Origin of the sequence: Phaeobacter sp. JH20_29 (genome assembly GCF_048056175.1) — a bacterium.
Lineage (GTDB): Bacteria > Pseudomonadota > Alphaproteobacteria > Rhodobacterales > Rhodobacteraceae > Phaeobacter > Phaeobacter bryozoorum.
The window spans coordinates 85929-112013 of sequence record NZ_JAYMWO010000012.1; the positions used below are offsets into that span (position 1 = coordinate 85929).

At 60.8% G+C, this 26085-nt stretch carries 25 protein-coding genes; 7 read left to right on the forward strand and 18 right to left on the reverse strand.

Going from position 1 to position 26085, the window contains the following annotated elements; all coding sequences use genetic code 11:
- Nucleotides 1–2: 2 nt before the first annotated feature.
- From VWZ85_RS09220 to VWZ85_RS09265, 10 genes are all read right to left on the reverse strand, one after another.
- On the reverse strand, nucleotides 3–929 hold the full coding sequence (locus VWZ85_RS09220) for a restriction endonuclease (protein ID WP_217621346.1): 927 nt from the start codon (nucleotides 927–929) through the stop codon (nucleotides 3–5).
- A complete protein-coding gene (locus tag VWZ85_RS09225; protein ID WP_416587977.1) occupies nucleotides 926–2863 on the reverse strand; it encodes an ATP-binding protein in 1938 nt (645 codons plus the stop codon). The genes VWZ85_RS09220 and VWZ85_RS09225 overlap by 4 nt, the downstream gene beginning before the upstream one ends.
- 10 nt (nucleotides 2864–2873) lie before the next feature.
- Entirely contained in the window at nucleotides 2874–3209 is a 336-nt protein-coding gene (locus VWZ85_RS09230) for a hypothetical protein (protein ID WP_416587980.1), read from the reverse strand.
- Between the two features lie 81 nt (nucleotides 3210–3290).
- Nucleotides 3291–4412: a hypothetical protein gene (locus VWZ85_RS09235; RefSeq protein WP_416587983.1), complete on the reverse strand. Its 1122-nt coding sequence runs from the start codon at nucleotides 4410–4412 to the stop codon at nucleotides 3291–3293.
- Nucleotides 4413–4559: 147 nt separating this feature from the next.
- On the reverse strand, nucleotides 4560–4754 hold the full coding sequence (locus tag VWZ85_RS09240; RefSeq protein ID WP_416545240.1) for a hypothetical protein: 195 nt from the start codon (nucleotides 4752–4754) through the stop codon (nucleotides 4560–4562).
- Nucleotides 4755–4756: 2 nt separating this feature from the next.
- Entirely contained in the window at nucleotides 4757–5839 is a 1083-nt protein-coding gene (locus VWZ85_RS09245) for a hypothetical protein (protein WP_416587986.1), read from the reverse strand.
- 219 nt (nucleotides 5840–6058) lie between these two features.
- Nucleotides 6059–6685: a class I SAM-dependent methyltransferase gene (locus VWZ85_RS09250; protein ID WP_340546762.1), complete on the reverse strand. Its 627-nt coding sequence runs from the start codon at nucleotides 6683–6685 to the stop codon at nucleotides 6059–6061.
- Nucleotides 6686–6703: 18 nt separating this feature from the next.
- Nucleotides 6704–7456: a CDP-alcohol phosphatidyltransferase family protein gene (locus tag VWZ85_RS09255; RefSeq protein ID WP_260079953.1), complete on the reverse strand. Its 753-nt coding sequence runs from the start codon at nucleotides 7454–7456 to the stop codon at nucleotides 6704–6706.
- Between the two features lie 351 nt (nucleotides 7457–7807).
- A complete protein-coding gene (locus VWZ85_RS09260) occupies nucleotides 7808–9016 on the reverse strand; it encodes an aminopeptidase P family protein (protein ID WP_416541182.1) in 1209 nt (402 codons plus the stop codon).
- Nucleotides 9017–9276: 260 nt separating this feature from the next.
- Nucleotides 9277–10062 (reverse strand): alpha/beta hydrolase, encoded by a 786-nt coding sequence (locus VWZ85_RS09265; protein ID WP_416541181.1) that lies wholly within the window; start codon nucleotides 10060–10062, stop codon nucleotides 9277–9279.
- 202 nt (nucleotides 10063–10264) lie between these two features.
- On the opposite strand from VWZ85_RS09265, the gene VWZ85_RS09270 reads away from it, so the two are divergent.
- Together VWZ85_RS09270 and VWZ85_RS09275 are read left to right on the forward strand one after the other, a co-directional pair.
- The gene (locus VWZ85_RS09270; protein WP_416587988.1) at nucleotides 10265–11740 is read left to right on the forward strand and encodes an NAD-dependent succinate-semialdehyde dehydrogenase; all 1476 of its coding nucleotides are present in this window, start codon (nucleotides 10265–10267) and stop codon (nucleotides 11738–11740) included.
- A gap of 135 nt (nucleotides 11741–11875) precedes the next feature.
- The gene (locus VWZ85_RS09275) at nucleotides 11876–14065 is read left to right on the forward strand and encodes an esterase-like activity of phytase family protein (protein WP_416587990.1); all 2190 of its coding nucleotides are present in this window, start codon (nucleotides 11876–11878) and stop codon (nucleotides 14063–14065) included.
- A gap of 91 nt (nucleotides 14066–14156) precedes the next feature.
- Here VWZ85_RS09275 and VWZ85_RS09280 read toward each other — a convergent pair whose 3' ends face one another.
- The 5 genes from VWZ85_RS09280 to VWZ85_RS09300 form a co-directional block, all read right to left on the reverse strand.
- On the reverse strand, nucleotides 14157–14615 hold the full coding sequence (locus tag VWZ85_RS09280) for an Hsp20 family protein (protein WP_340546757.1): 459 nt from the start codon (nucleotides 14613–14615) through the stop codon (nucleotides 14157–14159).
- A gap of 243 nt (nucleotides 14616–14858) precedes the next feature.
- Nucleotides 14859–15698, reverse strand: a complete 840-nt coding sequence (locus VWZ85_RS09285) for a trypsin-like serine peptidase (protein ID WP_416587992.1) — start codon at nucleotides 15696–15698, stop codon at nucleotides 14859–14861.
- Between the two features lie 128 nt (nucleotides 15699–15826).
- A complete protein-coding gene (gene glcF, locus VWZ85_RS09290; RefSeq protein WP_416587995.1) occupies nucleotides 15827–17161 on the reverse strand; it encodes a glycolate oxidase subunit GlcF in 1335 nt (444 codons plus the stop codon).
- A gap of 3 nt (nucleotides 17162–17164) precedes the next feature.
- Nucleotides 17165–18265 carry an FAD-binding protein gene (locus VWZ85_RS09295; RefSeq protein ID WP_416587997.1) on the reverse strand — a complete coding sequence of 367 codons (1101 nt, stop codon included), beginning with the start codon at nucleotides 18263–18265 and terminating at the stop codon, nucleotides 17165–17167.
- Between the two features lie 86 nt (nucleotides 18266–18351).
- The gene (locus tag VWZ85_RS09300) at nucleotides 18352–19800 is read right to left on the reverse strand and encodes an FAD-linked oxidase C-terminal domain-containing protein (protein WP_340546754.1); all 1449 of its coding nucleotides are present in this window, start codon (nucleotides 19798–19800) and stop codon (nucleotides 18352–18354) included.
- A gap of 91 nt (nucleotides 19801–19891) precedes the next feature.
- Here VWZ85_RS09300 and VWZ85_RS09305 point away from each other — a divergent pair, with 91 nt between their 5' ends.
- Nucleotides 19892–20644: a DUF599 domain-containing protein gene (locus VWZ85_RS09305; protein WP_416587998.1), complete on the forward strand. Its 753-nt coding sequence runs from the start codon at nucleotides 19892–19894 to the stop codon at nucleotides 20642–20644.
- A 36-nt stretch (nucleotides 20645–20680) separates the two neighbouring features.
- A complete protein-coding gene (locus tag VWZ85_RS09310; RefSeq protein ID WP_416588001.1) occupies nucleotides 20681–21049 on the forward strand; it encodes a hypothetical protein in 369 nt (122 codons plus the stop codon).
- Nucleotides 21050–21095: 46 nt separating this feature from the next.
- Here the strand turns inward: VWZ85_RS09310 and rlmH are convergent, their stop codons facing one another.
- The 3 genes from rlmH to VWZ85_RS09325 all read right to left on the reverse strand — a co-directional run bounded on the left by rlmH (nucleotide 21096) and on the right by VWZ85_RS09325 (nucleotide 23634).
- Nucleotides 21096–21566 carry a 23S rRNA (pseudouridine(1915)-N(3))-methyltransferase RlmH gene (rlmH, locus tag VWZ85_RS09315; RefSeq protein WP_416538235.1) on the reverse strand — a complete coding sequence of 157 codons (471 nt, stop codon included), beginning with the start codon at nucleotides 21564–21566 and terminating at the stop codon, nucleotides 21096–21098.
- An 84-nt stretch (nucleotides 21567–21650) separates the two neighbouring features.
- Nucleotides 21651–22019 (reverse strand): ribosome silencing factor, encoded by a 369-nt coding sequence (gene rsfS / locus VWZ85_RS09320; RefSeq protein WP_340546750.1) that lies wholly within the window; start codon nucleotides 22017–22019, stop codon nucleotides 21651–21653.
- A gap of 214 nt (nucleotides 22020–22233) precedes the next feature.
- Nucleotides 22234–23634: a mechanosensitive ion channel family protein gene (locus VWZ85_RS09325; RefSeq protein WP_416588003.1), complete on the reverse strand. Its 1401-nt coding sequence runs from the start codon at nucleotides 23632–23634 to the stop codon at nucleotides 22234–22236.
- A gap of 235 nt (nucleotides 23635–23869) precedes the next feature.
- On the opposite strand from VWZ85_RS09325, the gene VWZ85_RS09330 reads away from it, so the two are divergent.
- The 3 genes from VWZ85_RS09330 to leuD are packed head-to-tail and all read left to right on the forward strand — an operon-like array spanning nucleotide 23870 to nucleotide 26045.
- The gene (locus VWZ85_RS09330) at nucleotides 23870–23968 is read left to right on the forward strand and encodes an isopropylmalate isomerase (protein ID WP_241770621.1); all 99 of its coding nucleotides are present in this window, start codon (nucleotides 23870–23872) and stop codon (nucleotides 23966–23968) included.
- 55 nt (nucleotides 23969–24023) lie between these two features.
- Nucleotides 24024–25427, forward strand: a complete 1404-nt coding sequence (leuC, locus tag VWZ85_RS09335; RefSeq protein ID WP_416588005.1) for a 3-isopropylmalate dehydratase large subunit — start codon at nucleotides 24024–24026, stop codon at nucleotides 25425–25427.
- A gap of 12 nt (nucleotides 25428–25439) precedes the next feature.
- Nucleotides 25440–26045, forward strand: a complete 606-nt coding sequence (gene leuD / locus VWZ85_RS09340; RefSeq protein WP_340546747.1) for a 3-isopropylmalate dehydratase small subunit — start codon at nucleotides 25440–25442, stop codon at nucleotides 26043–26045.
- Nucleotides 26046–26085 lie beyond the last annotated feature (40 nt).

The window sequence follows — 26085 nt, forward strand, 5'->3', positions numbered from 1 at the left end:
TACTAAATTGTCCCGAACCAGTTGGGATCAATCTTCACACTTTCGATCATCTCAGTCGCGACACCCAACTTGTTGTCTTTCAAGAGCTCGCACAGTCTCGAGCCATCAATCAAATCGATGGCGGTTGCGCCATCTCTCGTCGCCTCATCCGATGCCTGCGCGGTAAAATTACCTGTCGTGATAAATAGGCCCTTGTCCGCCCTTCCCATCATCGCACCTCGAAAATCCCGAATTTCTGAGGACCCCACACTTCCTTTCCAACGCTTGCATTGGAAAAACACTTGAAAAGACACAAGATTTACCCGTAGGACGCCGACGCCATCTATCCCGCCGTCGCCCGATTTACCGCGAACCTCAACTTTGGTGAACCCAGCCTCGCGCAAAAGGCGCTGAGCGAGGCGCTCGAACGCCGCGGGATCCATCGCCTTTAGCACTTCGAGAAGTGTTTCTCTCCAGCTTTCGGTACTAGGATCTGTAGCCTCTCCATCATTTTCTGAGCTTAAACGCTCCAGATTTTCTCCTGAAGTTGCAGCAGGTTTCGACTGACGGCGCCGTTCGCGAGCACGCGCTTTCTCCTCTTCATTTACGAGGTCTACAATCTTCTTGGTCTCGTCATAACTATGAATGTCGTAACCCGCCTCGGTCAACGCCCAGACACCTCGCGCTGAATTTTCAAGGGCACCTCCACGTTTTAGAAACGTGCGAGACCACGCTAGGTAATAGTTCAATCGCGGCTGACTACTATTGGAGCCGGTCATCATGAATGACTGCTCTGCCTCTGACACGCCCTCAAGTTCAGCGACTTTTTCGTCCAACTCGTGAATTGAGGCAGAACCGCCCATTGATTTCAAAGCGTCTACAGTCGCAAGCATCATCCCCGGGAGATCAGGAAAGCCCTCAGCCTCAATAATGAAACGCCTACTATTCACCCCTGCCCCTCCAGATACCGCCGCTTGGCCTCTTCCTGCCGCCCAAAGTCACGCACCATGTTCTCAATCGCCACCTCATCCGACTTGTCAGCATAGCGGAACTCGCTGTCGGCGTAGCGGTTGATCTCCTGCACCACCATGTCGACTGTGATCGGCACCCGCAGTTCACCAATCATCGCGGATTTGGTCTCGTAATCCTTGAACAGGAACAGCTCCGGGTTCTCCATCCAGTCATCCGGCAGCTCGAAATCCATCGCCCGCACCTTGACCGCATCGGTGATGTTCTTGATGGCACGGCCGGTGAACCGCTCATCCGCCTGCTGAATGGCCTTCAGATAGGTGCCCAGCTTGGCAAGGCTGTCCAATTCGCCGATCTGGTCATGCACCCGGCCAAAGACCTCCATCAGCCCCGGCTCCTGCGGGCGGTTGTGCGCCTCGAACGACCGTGCAACGGCCTGTTTGATCTCCTGCGCGCCGTAAAGGTCATGGTCGCCCAGCGGAATGCTGTGGTTCTTGCCCATCAGGAGCGTCAGGATGTCGATGTAATCCTCCCGCGTCTGCGGCCCGTCCACCAGGAACCGCGCGCCGGCCCGCTGCCGCAGGGCGTCGTCCACATTTTCCGGGTAGTTGGAGAACATGCCAAAGGTGCAGTTGCCGCGTACCACGGTGTTGGCGCCGGCAAAGGCCTCCATGAACACCGCCGTCACCTCCTGCTGGCCCGCGCTGGACTGTCGGTCGCCGCGTTTCCCTGCGATCTGGTCGATGTCGTCGATGGTGCCAAAGCCGATGACATGCGGGTCAATCACATTCTGGATGAAGGACTTAGCGTTCTGCCCCGACTTGCCCTGATAGCTGTCGATATTGTCGATGCCGAAATTCTGGTAGCGGAAGGCATAGCCTGCGTTCTGGCAATAATCATGGATGAGGCCGGCCATCATCTGAATGAGCGTCGTCTTACCCGTCCCGGGCTTGCCATCCCCCATGAAGGTGAAGATGAAGCCGCCCATCTCGGCAAAGGGGTTCAAACGGCGGTCGAAATCATAGGCCATCAGCATCTTGGAAAGCCGCAGTGCCTGGTATTTGGCGATATGGTTGCCGACCACCTCATGCGGTTTCTTGAACGCCATGGTGAGCGTGGTGGACTTTGCCTTCGCCGCCGGTTCAAAACCGCTGATGGTCAGATCATCTGCCTCCACCCGCCAGTCCGCAGCGGTGAACGCTTCCAGCCGCGGCGCGTTCTGGGCGCGCAAGGCCGCCTTTTCCATCAGCTGCTCGGCATAGGCGGCCGTGGCCGCGATCAGATGCGCATCATCGGGGGCATGCAGCGCCAGTTTCTGGTCCAGCTCCCACAGCGCCCCGTGCAGGGCCAGCGGCGCGTTGTCCGTCAACAGCTCCTCCGCCTCGCCCACCTCGGCCTGTGCCTCGGACCCGTGCGGTGCCAGCAGATAGGCCGCGGCATTGGCAAAGACATGCGCCGCAATCAGCGCCTCGGCGGCCAGCAGTTCGGTGAACTCCCCCTTGCGCGCCGCGTCCAAGGACCCCGCCAGATTGGCCCGTTTCAGATCCGCCAGGCCGGAAGCCTCTGCAAAAGCCTCCCCCATCGCCAGGGAGACCGCCAAGGCCCGGCGCAGGCAATGCTGCAAGGTCGCCTGCAAGGGTGAAGTCAGCGGATCATCTTCATCCGCCGCCTCGATGCGGGCAATCAGATGCACGCCCTCGGGCCGCGCGGTGGAGCGTGTGACAAGCCCCGGTGTCGTCGAGCGGAACCGCCGCCGCGTGCCAATGCCAGAGGACCGCTCCGGCGCCTTGCCTTCCGCCTGCGGCTTGGCAATGCGCGGGGTGTGGTCAAACCCCTCCAGCAGCGCCGCCGCAGCCGCGTAATGCTTGCGGATATCCTCTTCCCGCAGCTCCATCTGGTTGCCTGAAATGCTCATTTTTTCTCCTTCAGAGGCCCGCGACCAGCTGATAAATTTCAATTTCTTCAATTATCCCCGCATCGGCACGGTAGCACACCAAACGGCTTCCTCCCGCCCAGAATCCATAGGTCAGCCCCTTTCGCATACAATGCGGCAAGGGCTTGGGCCGGTGCGGCGCTGGTTTGAAAGCAGAGCCACTTTCTTTGAAACCGCGCCCCTTAAGTCCGCGTAGCAGGTCCTCAACATTGCTGCCGACGGGATAACGGCTCAAAGTCTCCGATTTGAACTCATCCAGGTCCTGAGCCAAGTACCCGCTGCAACCCGCTGTCAAAGCCAGCAGCAAAAGCATTCTCTCAATGCGCATTACCCCTCCATCCCGACCAAACTTCTTCTGGCTTAAAATATCCCCGCCGGAGGCTCCCGCACTCACGGCTCGCGCAGCCGCTCAATACCTCAGCACCTGCCCGGCATCGCTCACCACAAACTTCTGCACATCGCCGAACCCCGGCGGGTCCAGCTCTGCCAGCACCTGGAACGGGCGCTGCGGCAGGATGATGGCCCGCTGGGTGCGGGTCGCGCCGGTATCGGCGCCACGGCCGCCAAAGGGGTCGAGCGCAAAGATTTCCCGCTCCACGGTGCCGAACCAGCCCGCGCGCTCCTCGCGCACCTCTTCGCTTTCCAGCTCCTCCAGTGTCCAGGCCAGCGCCCAGTCCTGGCCCGCAGGCGCCTCCGCCTCCTCCAGCACCCGGTGCAGCGGGCCTGACTGCTCGGTATAGGCAGAGGAATACATCGGCCCGACGTGGTAGCGGCGCAGATGCTTGGGGTGGAGGTCGTCGAAATCCTCATCAAACCCCTTGGCAATGGTCACCAGCTTCAGCCCCGCCAAGGCCTGCGCCATCAGATGCGCCTGCACCTCGGGCCAGCGCCGTTCGTCCTTCGGCAGGGCCACCTTGCCGCTGTCCTCCAGCTCCAACAGGTAGATCACCGGCAGGTTCACCTGGCTGTCATAGGCCGCCCAGTGCAGCAGGAAGCGCCGCCGCCGCTCGCCGATGTTTTCAAGCCATTCGCAGACCGGATCATTCTGGACCCAGAACAGCTGCCCCTTCAGCAGCTCCTGATAGTAAAGCCGCTGCGACAGCGCGAATTGCAGTTTCGCAGGCACCGTGCGGTCCGAAATGATGGTGCGCACCATATCGTCCTTCAGCTGCGCCTCGCTGGCCATATTGGCCAGATGCCGCTCCGCCTGCTGGGCGTCATTGGCCATGGTCATCAGCTCGGCGGCGACCGGAAAGCCGCTGTCGCGCTTGTCCATCGCCAGGCTACCAAAGAAGCGGCCCGTGTCGCGCCCCGCCATCAGGTATTTCATCGACAGCGCGCGGAAGGTGAAGTTCAGCCGCATCAGGTAAGCAGTCAGCACCTTCACATCGGATTTCGACAGCCGCCCCTCCGCCGGCATCGCCGCCGCCACCCGGGTTAGGTGCCGGATGATGGTCTCGAACTTCTTGAAATACCGGCGTGAGGCGAAGGTATCGCTGAGGCCGGCGTGATCATGCGAGGGATCGGTCATGACAACCCTCCGGGATGCACAGCAGCCCAGATTGCGCCCGACCCGCCCCCCAGAGCGGGCGCGGAGTACGCCCACCCTCGGGCCGGGCGTGACCCTCTGTTGAATTTTCTGAACATCTCAATTCCAATACTGAGTGACACCAAGTGCCTAGCCATCCCGCTCCTTACGCAGATCCCAGGCAAATGCCGCAAACATCCCAGCCACTGCAACTAAAACCCAGCCCGCATAAGGGCCGCCAACAGCGAAGTAGAGAACAGCCAAAGTCCCAAAAATGACCGCCAGCACGCTCCACCAGAACCAATTCGGCGGCCACGGGACATTCAGGAACTCCAGCCAGTCCAAGCTCACCCCCCATACAGGTTCTTATCGTGCTTCTCGACAATCGCCGCGAACCGGCGGGCAAAGCGTTCATCGGCCTTGGCCTTCTTCTCCAGCACGTCGCGGGCGAACACCATGTTGTCCTCGTGGCTTTCCAGCATGTCGGCCATCTTCTGGTTGGTCGCAGTACCGATTGCGGCCATTGCGGTCTGGGCTTCCTTGTCGGTCTGCACGCCGATCTCGTTGATCCGGTGCGCCACATCCTGCTGCTGTGCGGTCTTCAGCGATTTGGTCAGCGCGTCATACAGCACCACCCGCTGCTGGGTGTCCGTCTGCAGCTTGTTGATCAGCACCATCTGCGTCGCCGCCTGGTTTTGCAGGGAGTCGACCCAGGTCTTGCCCTTCTCGATATAGCGCTCCAGCGTCTGGGATTTCGCCAGTTTTACCTGCTCGTCCTGCACCATCGCGTTGTATTTTGCGTTGATCTCCGCCAGCTCTGTCTCCAGCTTGGTGCGTGCCGCCGCGTCCTGCTCGACAGAGATTTTGTTCTCGAGCTCGATGATCTGCGGGTCCAGCGCCACAATCTCTGCACGCACGCCTTCCAGCTCCTGCACCGTCAACTCGCGGTCGTCCAGAGTGGCCGAGAGGTTCACCTGTACCTTCTCGCGCTGCTCTTCCAGAGTGGCCAGCTGGCCCTCCAAGAGTTTCACGATGACGTCGGATTTGGCGATCAGATCCTGAAGCTTGTCGTCGATACTGGCGGTGCGCATCCGCTCCTGGCGCATCGAGTCCGATTTGCCCTTGGAGAAGAAGCCGACAAAGCTCTCCCAGCCGGTTTTCGAGCGCATCTCGTCGAAATCTCTGGAGAAGGCTGTTGTCACATCGTCGAGGCCCATGATCAGCTCGGCGATATTGGCGTTCATCACCTCGGTGTGGGCGTGAACATCCTCCAGCGTCGCGTTTTCGATGTCGATGCTGCCATCCTCGCCCGCCTCGATCTTGCTACGCGCCACCTCGATGCGCGAGGTCAGCGCCTCGATCTTGGATTGCGACTCACGCACCTTGTCCTGGGAGGCGCGTACCATCTCGTCAAATTGTGATTGGCTCATAAAGTGCCCTTTCTGCAATGTCTTATGTGTCATATGGGGAATGTGAACATAATTTACATCCCCCGGATAAAGAAAACCCGACTGCCGTGCCGTCATCAGGCACCAGACATCAGGCCGGTTGGCGATAGTTTTGCAGAGCCACCCCGCAATGAAAAGACCGACCGGCTCCCCGATCGGTCTTTGACGTCAGATGACGCCCCTACCGTGCGGCATGGCGGCTCAGACGGACTGAATTTTGGACAGCACCAGAAACGTCATCAGGCCAAAGGGCGGCAAGGGCTGATGATGCTCCACGGACAGATGATCTTCACCGAGGATCGTGTCGAGTTCAAAATCCGAATGCCAGCCCAGCACATTGGCAAAGGGCGCCGAAACCCGTTCAATGAAGGCCAGCACCCCCTGTTCGCGCAGAAAATGATTGGTGATGACAACCTTGCCCCCGGGCTTGAGGACACGGGCAATCTCGCCCATCACCTTCTCTGGATCGGGCACAACCGACAGGACATGCATGGCAGAAACGGTGTCGAAGGTGGCATCGGGGAAATCGAGCGCGCGCGCATCCATCTGGCGCAGTGCCTCGACATGATGCAGCTTGTTTTCGGCGACACGTTTTTTCGCCTTGCGCAGCATGTCTTCGCTGAAGTCGATACCGGTGACTTTCAGGTGGGATTTGTAGAGCGGCAGAGAGAGGCCGGTGCCAACGCCCACCTCCAGAACCCGACCGCTGCGATGTTCATTGACGTACCCAACAGCGCGGCGGCGGCCGACATTGGTGATCGCCCCGAAGGTCTTGTCATAAACGGGCGCCCAACGGGCATACGACGTTTCAACAGCCTTTATATCCAATTCTCCACCCTTACTCTTTTATGCGCCGGTCTCCGGCGTTTTCCTCTTAACCAATCCCCAGGCCACCATCGCGGCATACCCAAGGCACAGGATCACCAACGTAATCCATGCGTAAATCAGGACGGCTGCCCCCGCAAAGGCAAAACCGACCAAGAAGTACTTCACGTTTTCGCGCGAAATTTTGACAGCCTTCAGCGACCAGGTTGGCACATGGCTGATCATAAGCAATCCAATGACAACCATGTGAAGGCAAATCAGAATGTCCGGGACCACCGGCGCGTCGGCGAAGGCAAATGAGATGAACATCGGCAGCATGGCCAGGAGCGCCCCCGCCGGAGATGGGACGCCTTCGAAATAGACGCTTTTTGCGGTGACTTTCTGCTCGGACTTGGTGGAGACATTAAAGCGCGCCAGACGCACCACGCAGCAGACCGAGAACACCAGCACCGCGAGCCAGCCGAGGCCGCGCATATCCTGCAATGCCCAATAGTAGATCACCAGCGGTGAGGCGACGCCGAAGTTGAGGAAATCCGCCAGCGAATCGAGCTCAGCGCCCATCTTGCTGTCGCTGCGCAGGATACGCGCCAGACGCCCGTCAAACCCGTCAAGGATCGCAGCCGCCAGGATCAGCTGAACCGCCAGCGTGTAATTGCCCTGCACCCCAAAGCGGATCGCAGACAGCCCCGCACAGATGGCCGCGATGGTCATCATGTTCGGCAACAGCTGGATCAGCGCATATTCGGATTTTCGCTTCTCCGGGGGGTGGTGCATGGCTGTGATATGTCCTTGTTCACGACCGGGATCCACCGCAGCCCCGCATAAGCCGGGAACCGGGCGTGATCGCTGGATCAGATGTCGCCTTAGCGCACATATGCCTCATGCCGGACGCCAGCGCAATCTTTGCGACACACCGGTCCGGTCTGACGGCAGGATCATCCGACACCCGCAGCGAAGACGCGCGGCACCCCGCCGCTCGCAGATCGGGGGAGACCTTCGGAAGTGCGATGTGGCACCGTGCCTTGCACGGTGCCACGCCCAACTGGGACGGCCTCCCTTCGGGAGGCGGGGAGCAGGCGGGAGCACTCGCCTGCCGACAATATTTCAGCCCATCCAGCGCCGGGGTCAGCCGACGACGTTGAACTCCGGCCCGTAGGGGTATTTGGTGATGTTCTCGTTGCCGTCCTCGTGGATGATCAGGATGTCATGCTCACGGTAGCCGCCGGCGCCGGGCTGGCCGTCGGCGATGGTCAGCATCGGCTCCATAGAAATCACCATGCCCGGCTCCAGCACCGTGTCGATGTCCTCGCGCAACTCCAGCCCGGCCTCGCGGCCATAGTAGTGCGACAGGACGCCGAACGAGTGACCATAGCCGAAGGTGCGGTATTGCAGCAGGTCCTGTTCCTCAAAGAAGGCATTGATCTGATGAGTGATCTCCGCACAGCTTGCCCCCGGTTTCAAGAGCGAGATGCCCAGCTCATGAGCCGCCACATTGGCCTCCCAGATGCGCAGCGAGTCGGCATCCACCTCCTTTACAAACATGGTCCGCTCCAGCGCGGTGTAATATCCTGAAATCATGGGGAAAGTATTCAGGGAAAGGATATCTCCGCGCTGCAGGGTGCGACCGGTCACCGGGTTATGGGCGCCATCGGTGTTGATGCCGGACTGGAACCAGACCCAGGTATCGCGGTATTCGGCATCCGGGAAACGCTTGGCAATCTCCAGCTCCATCGCGTCACGGCCCGCCATCGCCACGTCAATCTCCCGCGCGCCTTCCCTGACCGCGTCGCGGATGGCAAAGCCGCCGACGTCCGCCACCGCAGCACCGGCCCGGATCATCTCCAGTTCAGCTGCGGATTTGCCCATCCGCTGGCGCATGGTCGGCTCATAAAGGTCCACCAGCTGTGACGGCTTCAGGAAGCCCTCCAGCTTGGCCTTCTGCAGCAGGGTCAGGTGGTCGCTCTCATAGCCGACAACCGCGCCCTCGCCCGATACCGACTTGATTGCACGCCAGAAATTGTCACGCTGCCAGTCGGTATAGGTGATGTTGTCGCAGAACGAACGGCGCCAGGGCTGGCCCGCGTCGATACCTGCCGAGATGGTCACGGCTTCGCTTGCGGTCACCACCAGACCGTAGGGGCGGCCAAAGGCGCAATAGGTGAAGCCCGAATAATAAGAGATGTTGTGCATCGAGGTGAAGACCGCGGCGGACACACCGGTGTCTGCCATGATCTTGCGCAGGCCTGCGATCCGCGTCTCATATTCGGAGACGGCAAATTGCAGCGGTGCCTTTTCACCATTGTGAAAACGATACATTTCAGGACGTGAAGTCATAGTCGACCCTTCCATCTTACAAGAAAGGTCCCGGCGTTCAGGACGTGTTTTTTGAGATCAATCATGGGCAATATGCTGTGCATGCGGCGACGCCATCGCCTTACCCGTGACACCACGATAGGCCGAGCGCCACCACGGCGCTGGTTCGAAATCACCAGCTATCGCCCAAAAGCGACCTCGACACGGGCTGCCGAAACGCCCCCTGGAAAGATAAGGGCCGCAAATTTCTGCGGCCCGGTTATCGCGATCTTTCGGATCGGCTACCTGGTCAGCAGCTTCACCAGATCGCTTTCAGGATCGGCCAGCGGTTCGACCACGTTGAAATGGTGCTTGCCAAAGGCGATCACGTGATCTGCGTCCCAGGCTTCGGTGAGCCAGACCGCCTGATCCAGAAACGCCGGGCGTTCTTCACCGCCAACCCAGACGGTGACCTCCGCCGGATAGCGGTCCTGCATATCCACCGGGCTTTCCGCCGCCGCACTGGCTGCCTCCATCTTGAACTTGTCGTTCATTGAGGTCCGCAGAAGCGGTCTCAGATCCGCAAGAGGCGAAATCGGCACAACCGTCTGGATGCGCTCCCCCACCTCGGCGGGCAGCAGCGCCCTGTCCAGCATCCGCGCCACCAGATGCCCCCCGGCCGAATGCCCGGCCAGCGAGATCGGGCCGGGCACCTCTGCTGCAATGGCCGTCACCGCCGCCGCAATCTGGCGGGTGATATCGGCAATGCGCACCTCGGGGCAGAGGTCATAAGAGGGCATGGCGACAGCGTAGCCATGGGCCAGCGCCCCGACCGCAAGATGGGACCAGCTGGATTTGTCAAAGGCGAGCCAATAGCCGCCATGGACAAAGACAAGGAGACCCCTGCTCTCTCCTTTCGGGAAGAACAGGTCATATTTCTGGCGTTCGCTGTCCCCATAGGAGACGTCAATACGCGACCGCTCCCGCATGGCGTTGCGGAAATCCTCGGCCGAGGCCGCCCAGCGTGGCGGATAGCTTTCAGCGTTCTCAATATAGGCCCCGTTGGAATATGCGTCGTCCAGTTCCATGCCGGACCTCCCCTTTTTTGGTATTTGCCCTACCTGACTACCTTGGGTCGGACATGTCAAACAGCCCACGGCAACCGGCGGCGCAATAGCGAGCCACATACCGCCGGTATATTTGATCAAATTCTGGACTCATCACTCTTTCTGGACATATCAAGTGACAGCTGATTTCCATTCCCAGCAAACGACATCCGGGAGGCAAGCCATGCTTGACGCGACTACAGATCTGAAATCCCTGCTCAAAGACCCCAGCCTGCTGGAAAGCCGGGCCTATATCGGCGGCCAGTTCGTTGATGGCGACGACGGCACCTTTGACGTGATCAACCCGGCCCGTGGCGATGTGATCGCGCAGGTGGCCGATGTCAGCCGCAGCCAGGTGGCAGGCGCCATCGCCCAGGCAGAGGCGGCGCAGAAGGACTGGGCCAAATGGACCGGCAAGGAGCGCGCGGGCGGGCTGCGCAAATGGTTCGACCTGATGATGGCAAACCAGGAGGATCTGGCGGTGATCCTGACCGCCGAGATGGGCAAGCCTCTGGCGGAATCGCGCGGCGAAATCGCCTATGGCGCATCGTTCATCGAGTTTTTCGCCGAGGAAGCCAAACGCATCTATGGCGAGACTATTCCGGGCCACCAGCGTGACAAGCGCATCACCGTTCTGAAACAGCCGATCGGCGTTGCAGCCTCCATCACGCCGTGGAATTTTCCCAATGCGATGATCACCCGCAAGGCGGGCCCGGCGCTGGCGGCTGGCTGCGCCTTTGTCTCCCGCCCCGCCGAGCTGACCCCGCTGTCGGCGACCGCTCTGGCGGTTCTGGCGGAGCGCGCCGGCATTCCTGCTGGTGTGTTCAATGTCGTCCCCTCCTCGAATGCGTCTGAGACCGGCAAGGAGTTCTGCGAGAACAAAGCCGTGCGCAAGCTGACCTTTACCGGCTCCACCGAGGTTGGTCGTATCCTGATGCGGCAGGCGGCAGATACCGTCATGAAATGTTCGATGGAACTGGGCGGCAACGCGCCATTTATCGTGTTTGACGATGCCGATCTGGACGCGGCTGTCGAAGGCGCGATCATGTGCAAATTCCGCAACAACGGCCAGACCTGTGTCTGTGCCAACCGGATCTACGTGCAGGCCGGTGTCTATGACGCCTTTGCTGCCAAGCTGAAGGAGGCCGTGGCCAAGATGACGGTTGGTGATGGCCTGACTGAGGGCACACAGTTCGGGCCGCTGATCAACCAGAAAGCTGTTGAAAAAGTGCAGGCACATATTGCCGATGCCAAGGAGAAAGGCGCAGAGGTGATCCTGGGCGGCAATCCTTCTGAGCTGGGCGGCACCTTCTTTGAGCCGACGATCATCACCGGCGCCACACAGGATATGGTGTTCTCTCAGGACGAAACCTTTGGCCCGATGGCACCTCTGTTCAAATTCGAGACCGAGGACGACGTGATCGAGATGGCCAATGATACCATCTTTGGCCTTGCCTCCTATTTCTATGCCAAGGATCTGAGCCGGGTCTACAAGGTGGCCGAAGCGCTCGAATACGGGATTGTCGGCGTTAATACCGGCATCATCTCGACCGAGGTGGCGCCGTTTGGCGGCGTCAAGCAATCGGGACTGGGCCGAGAGGGCAGTCACCATGGCATTGAGGACTATCTGGAGATGAAATACATCTGCATGTCGGTCTGATCCGCGACATAGGGCCCCGGCAGATCGCTGTCGGGGCCTTCTTGCATCATCAAAACTACATCGAACCGTCACATTCCCGTTAGGCAGAACGGGCAGGAGCATGGGCAGTCAATTGTCCAACTTTCGGAGTAGCCGATGTTTCCGCGTCTCATGTGCCTGACTTCTGTGCTGGCCCTCACCGCTGGTGTCGCCCAGGCAGAGAAATCCTTTAACCGCGTCGCCGCCTTTCCCGTTGTCCAGAATATGGCCGCCGGTGAGGATCAGACGCGCGAGACCTCGCCCGAGATCATCGACGCCACAGCGGATGGCATGACGCTGGCCTATACCGACAGCCCGCTGGGCGCGCTGGGGCTGATTGATATCACCGACCCGGCCAATCCGTCCCCCAAGGGCAATATCGCCCTGCCGGGTGAGCCGACATCGGTCGCGGTTGTTGGCAGCACGGCCTATGTGGGCGTGAACACCTCTGAGAGCTACACGCAGCCCTCGGGTCTGCTGACATCCTTTGACACGGAAACAGGCGCTGAAACCGGATCCTGCGACCTGGGTGGTCAGCCGGATTCACTCGCCAAGTCCAAGGATGGCGCCTTCCTCGCCGTGGCGATCGAAAACGAGCGGGACGAGGATCTGAATGATGGCATGCTGCCGCAGATGCCTGCGGGCAATCTGGTGCTGGTGAATACCACCGAGGGAGGCCTTGATTGCGCGTCGATGAAGATGGTGAACCTGACAGGCCTTGCTGACATCGCAGGCGAGGACCCGGAACCAGAGTATGTCTCTGTGAATGGGCTGGGGGAAACCGTCGTCACCCTTCAGGAGAACAATCATCTGGTGATCGTCTCCAGGGACGGCGAGATCGTGAACCATTTCTCGGCAGGGGCTGTCGATCTGGAGGGTATCGACGCCACGGACGAACGCGGTGCACTGATTTTTGAGGAGAACCAGACGGGTCGCCTGCGCGAACCGGATGCGGTGACCTGGATTGATGACGCCCATTTCGCCACCGCAAACGAAGGCGACTATCAGGGCGGATCGCGCGGCTGGACGATCTTTAACAAGGACGGCACCGTCGTCTATGACAGTGGCACTTCCTTCGAACATGCAATCGTGCAGATCGGCCACTACCCTGACAAACGCTCTGACGCCAAAGGAGTGGAACCCGAAAGCGTGATCTTCGCGGAGTTCGACGGCACACCCTATGTATTTGTCGGGGCTGAGCGGGCGTCTGTTGTCGGCGTCTACGATGTCAGCGATATGGCCAACCCGGTGCTGACACAGCTCTTGCCCTCGGGCGTCGGCCCGGAAGGCTACGCTGTACTGCCTGAGCGCAATCTGCTGGTCTCCGCCAATGAAAAGGACCTGATCGACGACAAGGGCCCCCGCGCCCACGTGATGATGTACGCGCTACAGGATGGCGCGCCGGTCTATCCGCATCTGACCTCTGCCGGGGCGGATGAACTGATCGGCTGGGGCGCGCTATCGGGCATGGTCGCGGATGCCGATGGCATGATCTACGCGGTCAACGACAGTTTCTATGGCTTCCAGCCCTCGATCTTCAAGATTGACCCCAGCCAGACACCGGCCCGCATCGTCGATGTGATCCGCATCCATCGGCAGGACGGCAACCCCGCCCAGAAACTGGATCTGGAAGGCATTACGCTTGACGGCGCAGGCGGCTTTTACGTGGCCTCCGAAGGCCGCAGCGATCGCGTCATCCCGCACGCGATCTATCACGTTTCCAAGGATGGTCTGATAAAGGCAAAGACGGGTGAAATCGGTCTGCCCGCCGAACTGATGGCGGTTGAAAAACGCTTTGGCTTTGAAGGCATCACCAGGATCGGCGAGACGCTCTGGATGGCGGTTCAGCGCGAGTGGAAAGACGATCCCAAGAACCACGTCAAACTTGTGGCCTACAATCTGGAAACCAAGGAATGGGGGGCGGTCCATTATCCCAAGGCTGAGCCGCAGACCGGCTGGACCGGCCTGTCGGAGATCGTGGCGCATGGCGATTATGTCTATGTGATCGAACGCGACAACCAGCATGATTTCCGCGCCATCACCAAGAAGATCTACCGCATTCCGCTGGCTGAGATGCGGCCTGCACCGCTGGGCGGCGATCTGCCGGTTGTCAGCAAGGAGCTGGTCCGCGATCTGCTGCCCGATCTGACCGCAACCGGTGGCTACGTGCTGGACAAGGTCGAAGGCCTCGCGATCACTGCCGAGGGAGAAGGCTTTGTCGTGACGGACAACGACGGCGTCGATGATGCCTCCGGCGAGACGATGTTCTTCTCCATCGGGATGGTCAGCCAGCTCAAGGTGAACTGAGCCGACTCCCGACACAAAATCAAACAGCCCCCCGGCGGATCCGGGGGGCTGTTGCGTTTCTGGATTGACCGAACTCAGCGATCAGCGCGGATCAGTTGACCGGTTTGGCGTCCAATTCGCGGGTCTTGTTTGAGGTGATCTCGATCCGGCGCGGTTTCAGCGCCTCGGGCACCTCGCGCTGCAGGTCGATATGCAGCATCCCGTCGGAGTGGCTGGCACCGGTGACACGCACGTGGTCGGCCAAGGTGAACCGGCGCTCAAACGCGCGGGTCGCGATACCGCGATGCAGGTAGGTGCGGTCGCTGTCATCCTCGGATTTCTTGGCCGAAACGACGAGCGCGTTTTCCTTCACCTCGACACCCAGATCGGCTTCGGAGAAGCCCGCAACGGCAATCGAGATCCGATAGGCATCAGCGGCGGTTTTTTCGATATTGTAAGGGGGATAGCTCGGCTGCGCGACATCAGAGCTGAGTGCACGATCCATCAGGTCGGCGATCTGGTCAAAGCCAATGGTGGCCCGGTGCAGCGGTGCAAAATCAAAACTACGCATGTGTCATCCTCATCAGTGAGCGATTTCAACCTGCCCTCCCAATCGGGACGGGCGTCTGAAGCGTCGGACCCCGTTCATCGGCGATCCGAACAGCACTGAGATAAGGACTGGAATTGCCGGTTCAAGAGGGCGTCCACCCTCTGGGGCGCACAAATTTCTCAGCTTTCATCCGGTTGCCGACAGCCGCCGAAATGCGCCTGAACCGCCGATCTACCGACCGGCTGCGGCCAGCGGCGCGAAATCTCATTGCTTGATGAACTTGGCCCCTGAGGTCGTACCCCGTTCGCCCACGGTCACACGCCCGACACCGGGCGGCATCTGGCCACCGATCCGGCTTCCGGCCAGCTGCGCGCGCAACAGCGCCAGCTCCTCAGCCAGGGCGGCCCCGAGCGCAACCTGCTGGCCTGAGACCTTGGCCTTGGCAGAGACGACCGACACGATCTTGGGCCGACCGGCATCAAAGGAAAACACCGGCGCACCGGAGGAGCCGTAGTCCACATCGCAGGACATCACCAGCACCCCCTCCTGCCGGGCCATGACGGCACAGACATCCTGAAGCGACGGCGCCTCCGATCGGTCATGCGCATAAGAGACAACGCCAATCCGGGCGCCTTTCTCCGGGCGCTGGTCGGTTTCAAACGGGGTCACTGTGGTGTTGCGGATCGGTCGTTGCAGCTGCAGGAGTGCGATATCGTTGCGCACCCTGTCGGTCGACACCTTGCCATCGTAGATGTAGCTTGGATGGATTACCGCCTGACGCACGCTGCGGTAGGCCGAGGCCCGACCATTGCGCCACCCGGCGAGAAATTCGATAGTCTGCGGCTCGATCCGGGTGCGGCTGTCGCGATCATAGAGGCAATGCGCTGCCGTCAGCACCAGATCCGGCGCGATCAGCGCACCGGTACAGAACCCTTCGCCATTGACGTCCAGCCGACCAACCGCCTGCCAGTCACGGCCCGCCTCTGTGGTTTCGAGGCGCTGGAGACGGCTGTCATCGGCAAGCGTTGCCGAGGGCACAGCAACGCTCGACAGCGCAGCTGCCAGCGACAGCACCAGCTGCCTGATCCGTATTCCCGCGCTCATCATTTCGCCGCCCCATGTCCCAATCGCTCGCCTCCGAGGGTAAGCACTGCTTGGGGCAAAATTACGGCAAGCTGACGTGGAATGCACCCGGGCAGTTTAGCGCCTGCGGCGGCTTCTTGCCGACCGCGTCAGCGCAAGATCGGAATCTCACCGGCCCGTGTGTCAGTGACGCTACCGCCCAGCTGGAGCGCGCGCGGCTTGGGCCCGCCTGTCGCCCAGTCCAACAGCTCAACAGTGTGCACGATAGGCAGCTCGGTACCCGATCCGATCTGCATCATGCAGCCAATATTCCCGGCCGCGATGAGATCCGGTTTCTTCGCCTCAAGCGTCTTGACCTTGCGCGCCTTCAGCTCTGCCGAAATTTCCGGCTGCATCAGATTGTAGGTTCCGGCCGACCCGCAGCACAGATGTGGATCCGCCGGTTCAACAATAGAGAAACCTGCCCGTTTCAGAAGGGTCTTGGGGTGGGTTTTGATCTGCTGGCCATGTTGCAGTGAACAGGCCGCGTGATAGGCCACGGTCAGCTGCTTGTCCTCACCTTCTGGCAGTTCCAGCTGCATCAGCAGTTCCGATATGTCCATGGCAATGGCCGACACCCGCGCCGCATCTGCCGCCAGAGGATCATTTCGGAACATATGCCCGTAGTCCTTCACCGTCGTGCCGCAACCGGAGGTGTTGATCACAATCGCATCGAGGCCCTTCCAGTCCATCTCTGTGCACCAGGCGCGGATGTTCTTGGCAGCGGAGGCATGGCTTTCGTCTTCGCGACCCATGTGATGTGTCAGCGCCCCGCAGCACCCCGCCCCTTCGGCGACGACAACCTCGCAGCCGAGACGGCGTAACAGGCGGATCGTGGCATCATTGATATCGGTGTTGAGCGCCTTCTGCGCGCACCCGGTCATCAGGGCCACGCGTTTCTTGCGCGGTCCAATTGGTGCAAATCGCTGCGGATCATCGTTGCGGCTGACCGGCGGAATGCGCTTCGGCGCCATGTCCAGCATCGCCCGCAATCGCGCGTCGGGCACCAATGCACGAAACGGCCGTGCCAGCTTCGCCCCGACGAGCGCCAGCCGGAAGCGGCCGGGATAGGGCAGGATCCGCGCCAGCAGCCAGCGCAGGGCACGATCGCTCCAGGGCCGGTCATAGTGTTTTTCGATATAGGCACGGGCGTGATCGACGAGATGCATGTAATGCACACCCGACGGGCAGGTCGACATGCAGGCGAGGCAGGACAGGCAGCGGTCGATGTGCTTCACCGTCTTGGCGTCGGGCTTGCGCTCGTTCTCCAGCATGTCCTTGATCAGATAGATCCGTCCGCGCGGGCTGTCCAACTCATCGCCGAGAACCTGATAGGTCGGGCAGGTCGCCGTGCAAAAGCCGCAGTGCACACAGGTCCGCAGAATCTCATTGGCCCGCTGGGTGCCGGGATCGCGCAGTTGCTCTTCGGTAAACGTGGTTTGCATGATCTACCCCATCAGTCCCGGATTAAGAATGCCGCGCGGATCGAACTGCTGGCGCAGCCCCGCAGATATCGCACCAAGCGTGGCAGGTTGCGGATGAAATTGTCCCAGCTGCTGCCGGGTTTGAGCAGACGCCCGCACCAGCGTTGCATGGCCCGGCACGCCGATCCGCGCCCGCAGGTCAGTCCCCTCGGGCACCAGCGCCCAGATCAGCCCGCCGCCCCAGTCAAACTGCAAAGCCTCCGCCCGCAGCGCGGGCGCCAGCGCCACCGCGTCGGAGGGTTTCACCGAAATACGCCAGACATCGCCCGGTTTGTCGTGGAAAGCTGCCACATCGCGAACCCCCTCCCACAATGCGGTGCTCTCACCAAGAGAGATCTCCGGGGCGCCAAATCCAGCCAACTCCTTCGCCAGGGCTTCGGCACGGTAGGCAACGGAGGCCTCAAACCCCTCAAGCCGGATATAGGCCCTTCGCGCATCCGGATCATAGGCGGCCCCGGTCACATCATAAGGAGAGCCCAGCGCAACCGACATGGCCGCCACTGCTGTTGCCAGATCGACGACGTCAACCGCCACGGTTCCGCAGGCTTCAGCCTTGGGCAAGACTTTCAACGACAGCTCACTCAACACACCCAGGGTGCCATGGGCACCGGCCATCAGCTTGACCAGATCATAGCCGGTGACATTCTTCATGACCCGGCCACCATTGCTCAGCACGTCACCGCGGCCGTCCACAAACCGCACCCCCAACAGGAAATCGCGCGCCGCACCACATTGGATGCGGCGGGGACCGGAGATATTGGCGGCAAACACACCGCCCATAGTGGGCGTGCCATCGGTCCCAAGCAGTCCGCGATGGTCCATCGGCTCAAAGGCAAGGCGCTGGTTTTCACCTGCCAGTATCTGCTTTACCTCCTCAACCGGTGTGCCCGCCTGCACAACAAGCGTCAACGCTCCCGGCTCGTAAAGGGTGACACCGCTCAACCCCGCGACCGACAGCGGCGCGCCGTTGTCGGCGATACCGCGGGTGCCGCCGCCTCGGATACTCAAAGGCCCCTTGGCCCCCGCAATAATCTCGGCCAGTTCGGCCTCACTCTGAGGTGTCATGATTTCACCTTTTCAAAAATACTCTGGGGGTGTGGGGGCAAGGCCCCCGCAACAGACCCACATCGGGGCCTGTCGACTACCATCTGTTACTGAGCCGCGATTGCGGGCGCGCGTCTGCTTTGCGTCGTGGACAGCGGGAACACTTTCGCCGGGTTGAGCAGCCATTTCGGATCGAACACATCTTTCACCCGCAGCTGCGCCTCGATATCGGCGGGCCGGTATTGATGCAGCATCAGATCGCGCTTTTCGATCCCCACGCCATGCTCTCCGGTGAGGCATCCGCCCACCTCCACACAGAGCTTCAGGATTTCGGCGCCAAAGGCTTCGCAGGTCTCCAGATCGCCGGGCTTGTTGGCATCGAACAGGATCAGCGGGTGCATATTGCCATCGCCCGCATGGAACACATTGGCGACGTCCAGTCCGAACTCCCGGCTCATTTCCCCAATGCGGCGCAGGACAAGCGGCAGCGCGGTGACAGGGATCGTGCCATCCAGACACATATAGTCGTTGATCTGCCCCATCGCCCCGAAGGCCGATTTTCGGCCCAGCCAGATCCGCGCGGCCTCGTCGCTGTCACGCGCCTCGCGCAGCTCCACCGGATTGTGCGAACGGGCTATCTCGGTGATCAGGCTCAGCTGGAGGTCAATTTCCGCATCGCTGCCTTCGACCTCGATGATCAACAGCGCCTCGCACATCGGGTAACCCGCCTTGGCAAAGGCCTCGCAGGCCTCGATGCAGGGCCGGTCCATGAATTCGATCGCAACCGGCAGAACCCCTGCCCTGATGATATCGCTGACGCAGGCCCCTGCCACCTCGTTGCTGTCATAACCGATCAGCACCGGGCGCGCGCCTTCGGGTTTGCGCAGGATCCGCAGGGTCGCCTCGGTCACCACGCCCAGCTGCCCTTCACTGCCGCAGATCACCCCCAGCAGATCCAGCCCGCCCGCATCCAGATGGGCGCCGCCGATCTCGACCACCGTGCCATCCATCATCACCATGGTGACACCCATGAGGTTGTTGGTGGTCACACCGTATTTGAGACAATGCGCGCCACCGGAGTTCATCGCGATATTGCCGGCGATGGCGCAGGCCAGCTGCGAGGACGGATCAGGAGCATAGAAGAAATCCTGTTCCTCCACCGCGCCCGAAACACTCAGGTTGGTGCGACCGGTTTGCACCCGGATAATGCGGTTGTCGTAATCCGTTTCCAGCACCGCGTTCATCCGCGCGACGCCCAGAAGGACACAATCGGCCGTTGGCAGCGCCCCGCCGGCCAGCGACGTCCCGGCCCCGCGCGGGACCACCGGCACGCCTGCCTCGTGGCAGATCCGCAGCACATCCGAGACCTCTTGCGTGCTCCGCGGCAGCACCACCAGCATCGGCGGGCATTTGTAGGCGGTCAGCGCATCACATTCGTAGGCCCGCGTCTCTGCGGGATCTTCGACCAGCGCATCCGCAGGCAGCACGGCAGAAAGACGCGAAACAAGTTCAGCCTTGCGCGACAGGACGGTCTGATCCGGGGCTGGCATCTCCATGGGGCTCTCCTGTGGATTGCTAAATTTGGTAAACTAATATTACCAATTATCCGATCTGGCAAGCCCCGAGTTCCGGAGGTAGGGTCGAGCCATGACACTGCTTGACCGTATCGCCCTGTTTTCGCCCCTAGATCTGGCGGCCTGCCTGTTGTTGATGCTCTGCTGGATCGGCATCGGCTGGCGCATTGAACACGCCACTTCGGAGCATCCCTCGGTCTCTGGCCTGATGGCCGAGTTCCGCCATGCCTGGATGATTCAGATGGTGCAGCGTGATCCCCGCATCTTTGACGCCCAGCTGATCGCAAATCTGCGACAAGGCAGCGCGTTCTTTGCCTCTGCCTCGATGATCGCCATCGGCGGAGGGCTGGCACTGATCGGCAATACCGATCAACTGGCCGGTGTGGCGCAGGATCTCAGTCTGGAGAGCGCGCCTGCCTTTGTCTGGGATGTCAAAATCCTTTTGGTGCTGTTGCTGTTGTCCAATGCGTTCCTGAAATATGTCTGGGCGCATCGGCTGTTCGGCTATTGTTTTGTGCTGATGGCCGCTGTGCCCAATACCGACGCCGACCCCCGTGCCTATCCCCGCGCGCGACAGGCAGCAGACCTGAGCATCACGGCCGCGCGCAGTTTCAACCGCGCCATGCGGTCCACCTATTTCGCGCTCGCCGCCGTCGCATGGCTGATCGGACCATGGGCGCTGGTTGCGGCGACAATCGTGACCTTTGCGGTGCTTTATCGGCGGGAATTTGCCTCGCAGTCCCGCCAGATTCTGCAGCGGGTCCCAGCAAACGCGACCCCACCCTTAAACGAACCCTCAGGATCCGCTGTCAACACAGAGTTGTGACGTTACCGCGGCAGGCTTCGGACCTATACTTGCGCCATGACAAAACTCTTCGCCTTGCTCGTGGCGGTAAGCCTGCCTGCGGCGGCGCTGGCCGATGATCCGCAAATAACTGATGCTGCCGCGCAGCAGACAGCTGACAGCTGGCGCATCAGCGTCACCCTGCGCCATCCCGATACCGGCTGGGGTCACTATGCCGACGGCTGGCGGGTGCTCGATATAGACGGGAATGTGCTTGGCCTGAGGGAACTGGCGCATCCGCATGTCAACGAACAGCCATTCACCAGATCACTGGCCGGTGTGGCGATACCAGACGGGCTGGACAGCGTCCTCATTCAGGCGCGCTGCAATGTCGACGGCTGGGCTGAGACAACATATACGCTCCGCCTGACCTGCACCTCATGCTGAACACCGCGCGGTGGCCGGTGCCTGCGCACCAGACGCTCTGCGCCTGCTAAACCCGGTGATAGGGGCTGCCCGCCAGTATGGTTGCGGCACGATAGACTTGTTCTGCCAGCAGCACCCGCACCAGCATATGCGGCCAGACCATCTTGCCCAATGAAATTGAAAAATCGGCTTCGGCGCGCAGGCTCGGATCAATGCCGTCCGCCCCGCCGATCACAAAGGCAACATCCTGACGGCCGGTATCGCGCCAATCAGACAGACGTTTGGAGAAATCCGGCGAGCTGAGCAGCTTGCCACGCTCGTCCAACACGCAGATGACAGCCCCCTTGGGGATTGCCTTGCGCAGCAGTTCCGCCTCAGCGGCCATGCCTGCGTTTTTCTTGTCCTCAACTTCGACGATCCGGCAGGGACCCAGACCCAGCGCACGGCCAGTACGGTCAAAACGCTCGATATAATCGTCGATCAGCTGCTTTTCCGGGCTGGCCCTGAGGCGCCCGACCACACAGAAATGGAGTCGCATGAGGAACTTTCGATACGGGTCCGCGCCAGACGCAAAGGACGAGCTGCGCGGACCGATCTCTTGGAACCGGATCCCGTCGCTGGATCAGTTCTCGCTCTGGGCTGGTGACGTGCCTGCGGGCAGCCACATTTTTTCGAGCTGATAGAATTCGCGCACTTCCGGGCGGAACAGATGGACGATGATATCGCCGGTATCGATCAGCACCCAGTCGCCGGTGTCCTTGCCTTCGACCTTGCAGACCATGCCATAGTCTTGCTTCAGGCGGTCGGCCAGCTTTTCAGCCATCGACGCCACCTGACGGGTCGAGCGACCCGAGGCGATGACCATATGGTCGCCAATAGCCGTTTTGCCGCGCAGGTCGATCTGCACAACATCTTCGGCCTTGTCGTCATTCAGCGAGGAAAGAACACGCGCCAGCAGCTCGTCGCTGGTTGGCTGTGATGTGGTAGCCATTACGGCCACTCCGCGACCAGCATCTGGGGCCGCCTGAGGTTCGGGTGACAGGACATTGTCCTCCTTGTAGCGCGCCGCCGGTCCCCCGGCGCTGGGGTTGAGTTAATGTAGCAAGCTACAAGCGGTTTTTCAATGAAGCTTGATGGTCGGCGGCTATGCGTCTTGTGCAGGCGTGAAAGCAGCGCGAAACGCATGGTCGTGCGGCCGGGTGATGTCAGTCCTGAATTGGCCGCGCGGCGGCTTCTGGGCCTGCCCCCGAACCATCCACTGTGCCGCCGCCCCGCCGTGCCTCCGTATCCTGCATTGCGACCGGCAGTGCGTCGTTCAGGACGCGCACTTCCCGTTGTGGGAAAGGTATGGAGATTCCGGCGCCTTTAAAGGCGTCCCAGAGCGCCAGATAGACATTGCCGCGAATATTCGTCAGACCGCCGGTCGGATCGCTGATCCAGAAACGCAGGACGTAATCCACGCTGCTGTCGCCAAAGCCGACGATGTGGCAGACGGGGGCACGCTTGCCACCGCTGAGCACCCGACCCACCGTTTTTGTGGCCTCGATGGCGACGCGGCGCACCTCATGCGGGTCATCATTGTAACCGGTGCCAAAATTCAGATCGAGCCGTACGAATCGGTCCGAATGGGACCAGTTGACCACCTGGCTGGTGATAAAATCCTCGTTCGGGATCAGATATTCACGCCCGTCGCGGGTCACCACGGATACGTAACGGGCGCCAAGCGCATTGATCCAGCCAAAGGTCTCGCCCAGCGAAATCACATCACCCGGTTTGATCGACCGGTCCATCAGGATGATGATTCCCGAGACCAGGTTCGACACCACTTTTTGCAGGCCGAAACCGATACCGACACCGATCGCGCCAGACAGGACTGCAAGCCCGGTAAGATCGAATCCGATGGCGCGAATGCTGAACAGCAAAGCCAAACCATAGAGCACAACCTGCACAGCCTTGCCCATCAGGACCTGCATCGACGGCGAGATATCCTCGTTCCGGCGCAAGCCACCGGCTGCGGCCTGCGTCCCGAGCCGCGCCATCGTCAGCAGCACCGCCCCCAGAACACAGGCTTTCAGGACCGCAAGCAACGACAGGTGCATGGAACCGATATCCAGCGCGACCCCATCGAGGAACTGCGCCACGTCATCGACAAGGTTGAGCGCGACCAGCGTGGCGTAGATCCACAGCGACCATGTCACCAGGCGGCGCAATGTCCGGTTATGCACGAATCGGGCCAGAAACCCGATCATCAGCCAGGCCACCCCCAGCGTTGCCGCAACACCGATCAGGTAACTTCGCGAAGGCCAGGTCATCTGCTGCATGACGACATAGGTGCCCCAGCAAAGAATAACGAAGTAAATCAGGGTGATGCGCCGCAGTACCTGCACCAGAACCCGCAAGCGCCACTTGGGCCAGCCGCTTCTGGATCTGGCCCAGCGGTCCCAGCCCGGCTGCGTCACGAGCCTCAGAACATAGGCGACGATGAAGAGACATATGATGATGGCGATCTGATACTGCCGCCAGCCGGGCGTCAGCCCCAACTCCACGACATGCAGGATCTGATCCCAAAGCGTGACCACCGTTACTGGCAGTTCCAGTTCTTCCATGACGCGCCTCCTGCTTTTCAGGATGCCGATAGAGACCTGCCAAAAGCAAGGGGTCGCGGCCAGGCCTGTCAAAGATTTGGTTGTTTTTGCAACGCGGTAGGTCCCCCACCCGGCGACAGGAGCTTCATTGACCGCCATTGGCACGACGCGCGCCGGGCGAATGGCACGGTCATGACGGGCTGGCCGCTCAGAACGAATCTTGATTGCCGTGGCGTAGCGCGGTATCCCAGCGCTCATGACGCTCGTTTTGGCCCATCATATCGAACTGCAAGACCGCGCGCGCCTGCGCGAACGGTTCTTTGGCGCCGCCCGCACGGTCCTGGCGCGGCTATAAGGCTGCCGCCAAGCCCTTTTGCCAGCTACATTCCAAAAACTACGGGAGAGGACTCATGTCCCCCAAGACGCTCTACGATAAAATCTGGGATGCGCATGTCGCGCATGAAGCAGAGGATGGCACCTGCCTGCTCTATATCGACCGCCACCTGGTTCACGAAGTGACCAGCCCGCAGGCGTTCGAAGGCCTGCGCATGGCGGGTCGCAAGGTGCACGCGCCCGAGAAGACCATCGCGGTGCCGGACCACAACGTGCCGACCACGCTCGACCGCGCCAAAGGCATCGAGAACGAGGAAAGCCGCATCCAGGTCGAGGCGCTCGACAAGAACGCCAAGGAATTCGGCGTGCACTACTATCCGGTGGATGACGTCCGCCAGGGCATCGTGCATATCGTTGGCCCGGAACAGGGTTGGACCCTGCCCGGCATGACCGTGGTCTGCGGCGACAGCCACACCGCCACCCACGGTGCCTTCGGCGCGCTGGCACATGGCATCGGCACCTCCGAGGTGGAGCATGTGCTGGCCACCCAGACGCTGATCCAGAAAAAGTCCAAGAACATGAAGGTGGAGATCACCGGCAAGCTGAAGCCGGGTGTGACTGCCAAGGACATCACCCTGGCGGTGATCGGCGAGACCGGCACCGCCGGCGGCACCGGCTATGTCATCGAATACTGCGGTGAAGCGATCCGCGACCTGTCGATGGAAGGCCGCATGACCGTCTGCAACATGGCAATCGAAGGCGGCGCTCGCGCAGGCCTCATCGCACCGGACGAGACCACCTTTGACTATGTCAAAGGTCGCCCGCACGCCCCGAAGGGCGCCCAGTGGGAAGCGGCGCTCAACTGGTGGAAGACGCTTTACACCGACGAGGGCGCTCATTTCGACAAGGTCGTCACCCTGAAGGGCGAAGATATCGAGCCGGTTGTGACCTGGGGCACCAGCCCTGAGGACGTGTTGCCGATCACCGGCGTGGTGCCGAACCCCGAGGATTTCGAGGGCGGCAAGGTTGAAGCCGCGCGCCGCTCGATCGAATACATGGGGCTGACCCCCGGCCAGAAGCTCACTGACATCGAAATCGACACCGTGTTCATCGGCTCCTGCACCAACGGCCGCATCGAAGATCTGCGCGCTGTTGCCGAGGTGGTGAAGGGCAAGAAGATCAAGGAAGGCATGCGTGCGATGATCGTACCGGGGTCCGGTCTGGTCCGCGCTCAGGCCGAGGAGGAAGGCCTGGCCGAGATCTTTGCCGAGGCCGGGTTTGAATGGCGCCTTGCGGGGTGTTCCATGTGTCTGGCTATGAACCCCGATCAGCTGTCCGAGGGCGAGCGTTGCGCCGCCACTTCGAACCGCAATTTCGAGGGGCGTCAGGGCTACAAGGGCCGCACCCATCTGGTGTCGCCTGCCATGGCTGCCGCTGCCGCGCTGACCGGCAAGCTGACCGATATTCGCGAGCTGATGTAAGGAATACGCCCAATGGATAAGTTTCAAAAACTCACCGGCGTCGCCGCACCGATGCCGCTCGTCAATATCGACACCGACATGATCATCCCGAAGGTGTTTCTGAAGTCCATTCAGCGCACCGGGTTTGGCAAGAATCTGTTCGATGAGATGCGCTACAATCGCGATGGGTCTGAGATTGCGGATTTCGTGCTGAACAAGCCGCAGTATCGCAACGCCGAGATTCTGGTTGCAGGCGACAACTTTGGATGTGGTTCCTCGCGCGAACATGCGCCCTGGGCGATCAAGGATTTCGGTATCAAATGCGTGATCTCGACCTCCTTTGCGGACATCTTCTACAACAACTGCTTCAAAAACGGGATCCTGCCCATCGTATTGCCGCAGGAGCAGGTTGATCTGCTGATGAAGGACGCGGAGAAGGGTGAGAATGCCCGTATGACCGTGGATCTGGAAGCACAGGAAATCACCACCTCCGACGGCGAAGTCGTCGCATTTGAAGTCGACGGTCACCGCAAGCACTGTCTGCTGAACGGGCTGGATGATATCGGCCTGACCTTGGAAAAATCCGCCTCCATCGCCAGCTTTGAAGACAAGGCCGCGCAGGAGCGCCCCTGGGTCTGACCCGACGGTTCAAACCGACTATGCACAGAAAAGCCGCCCC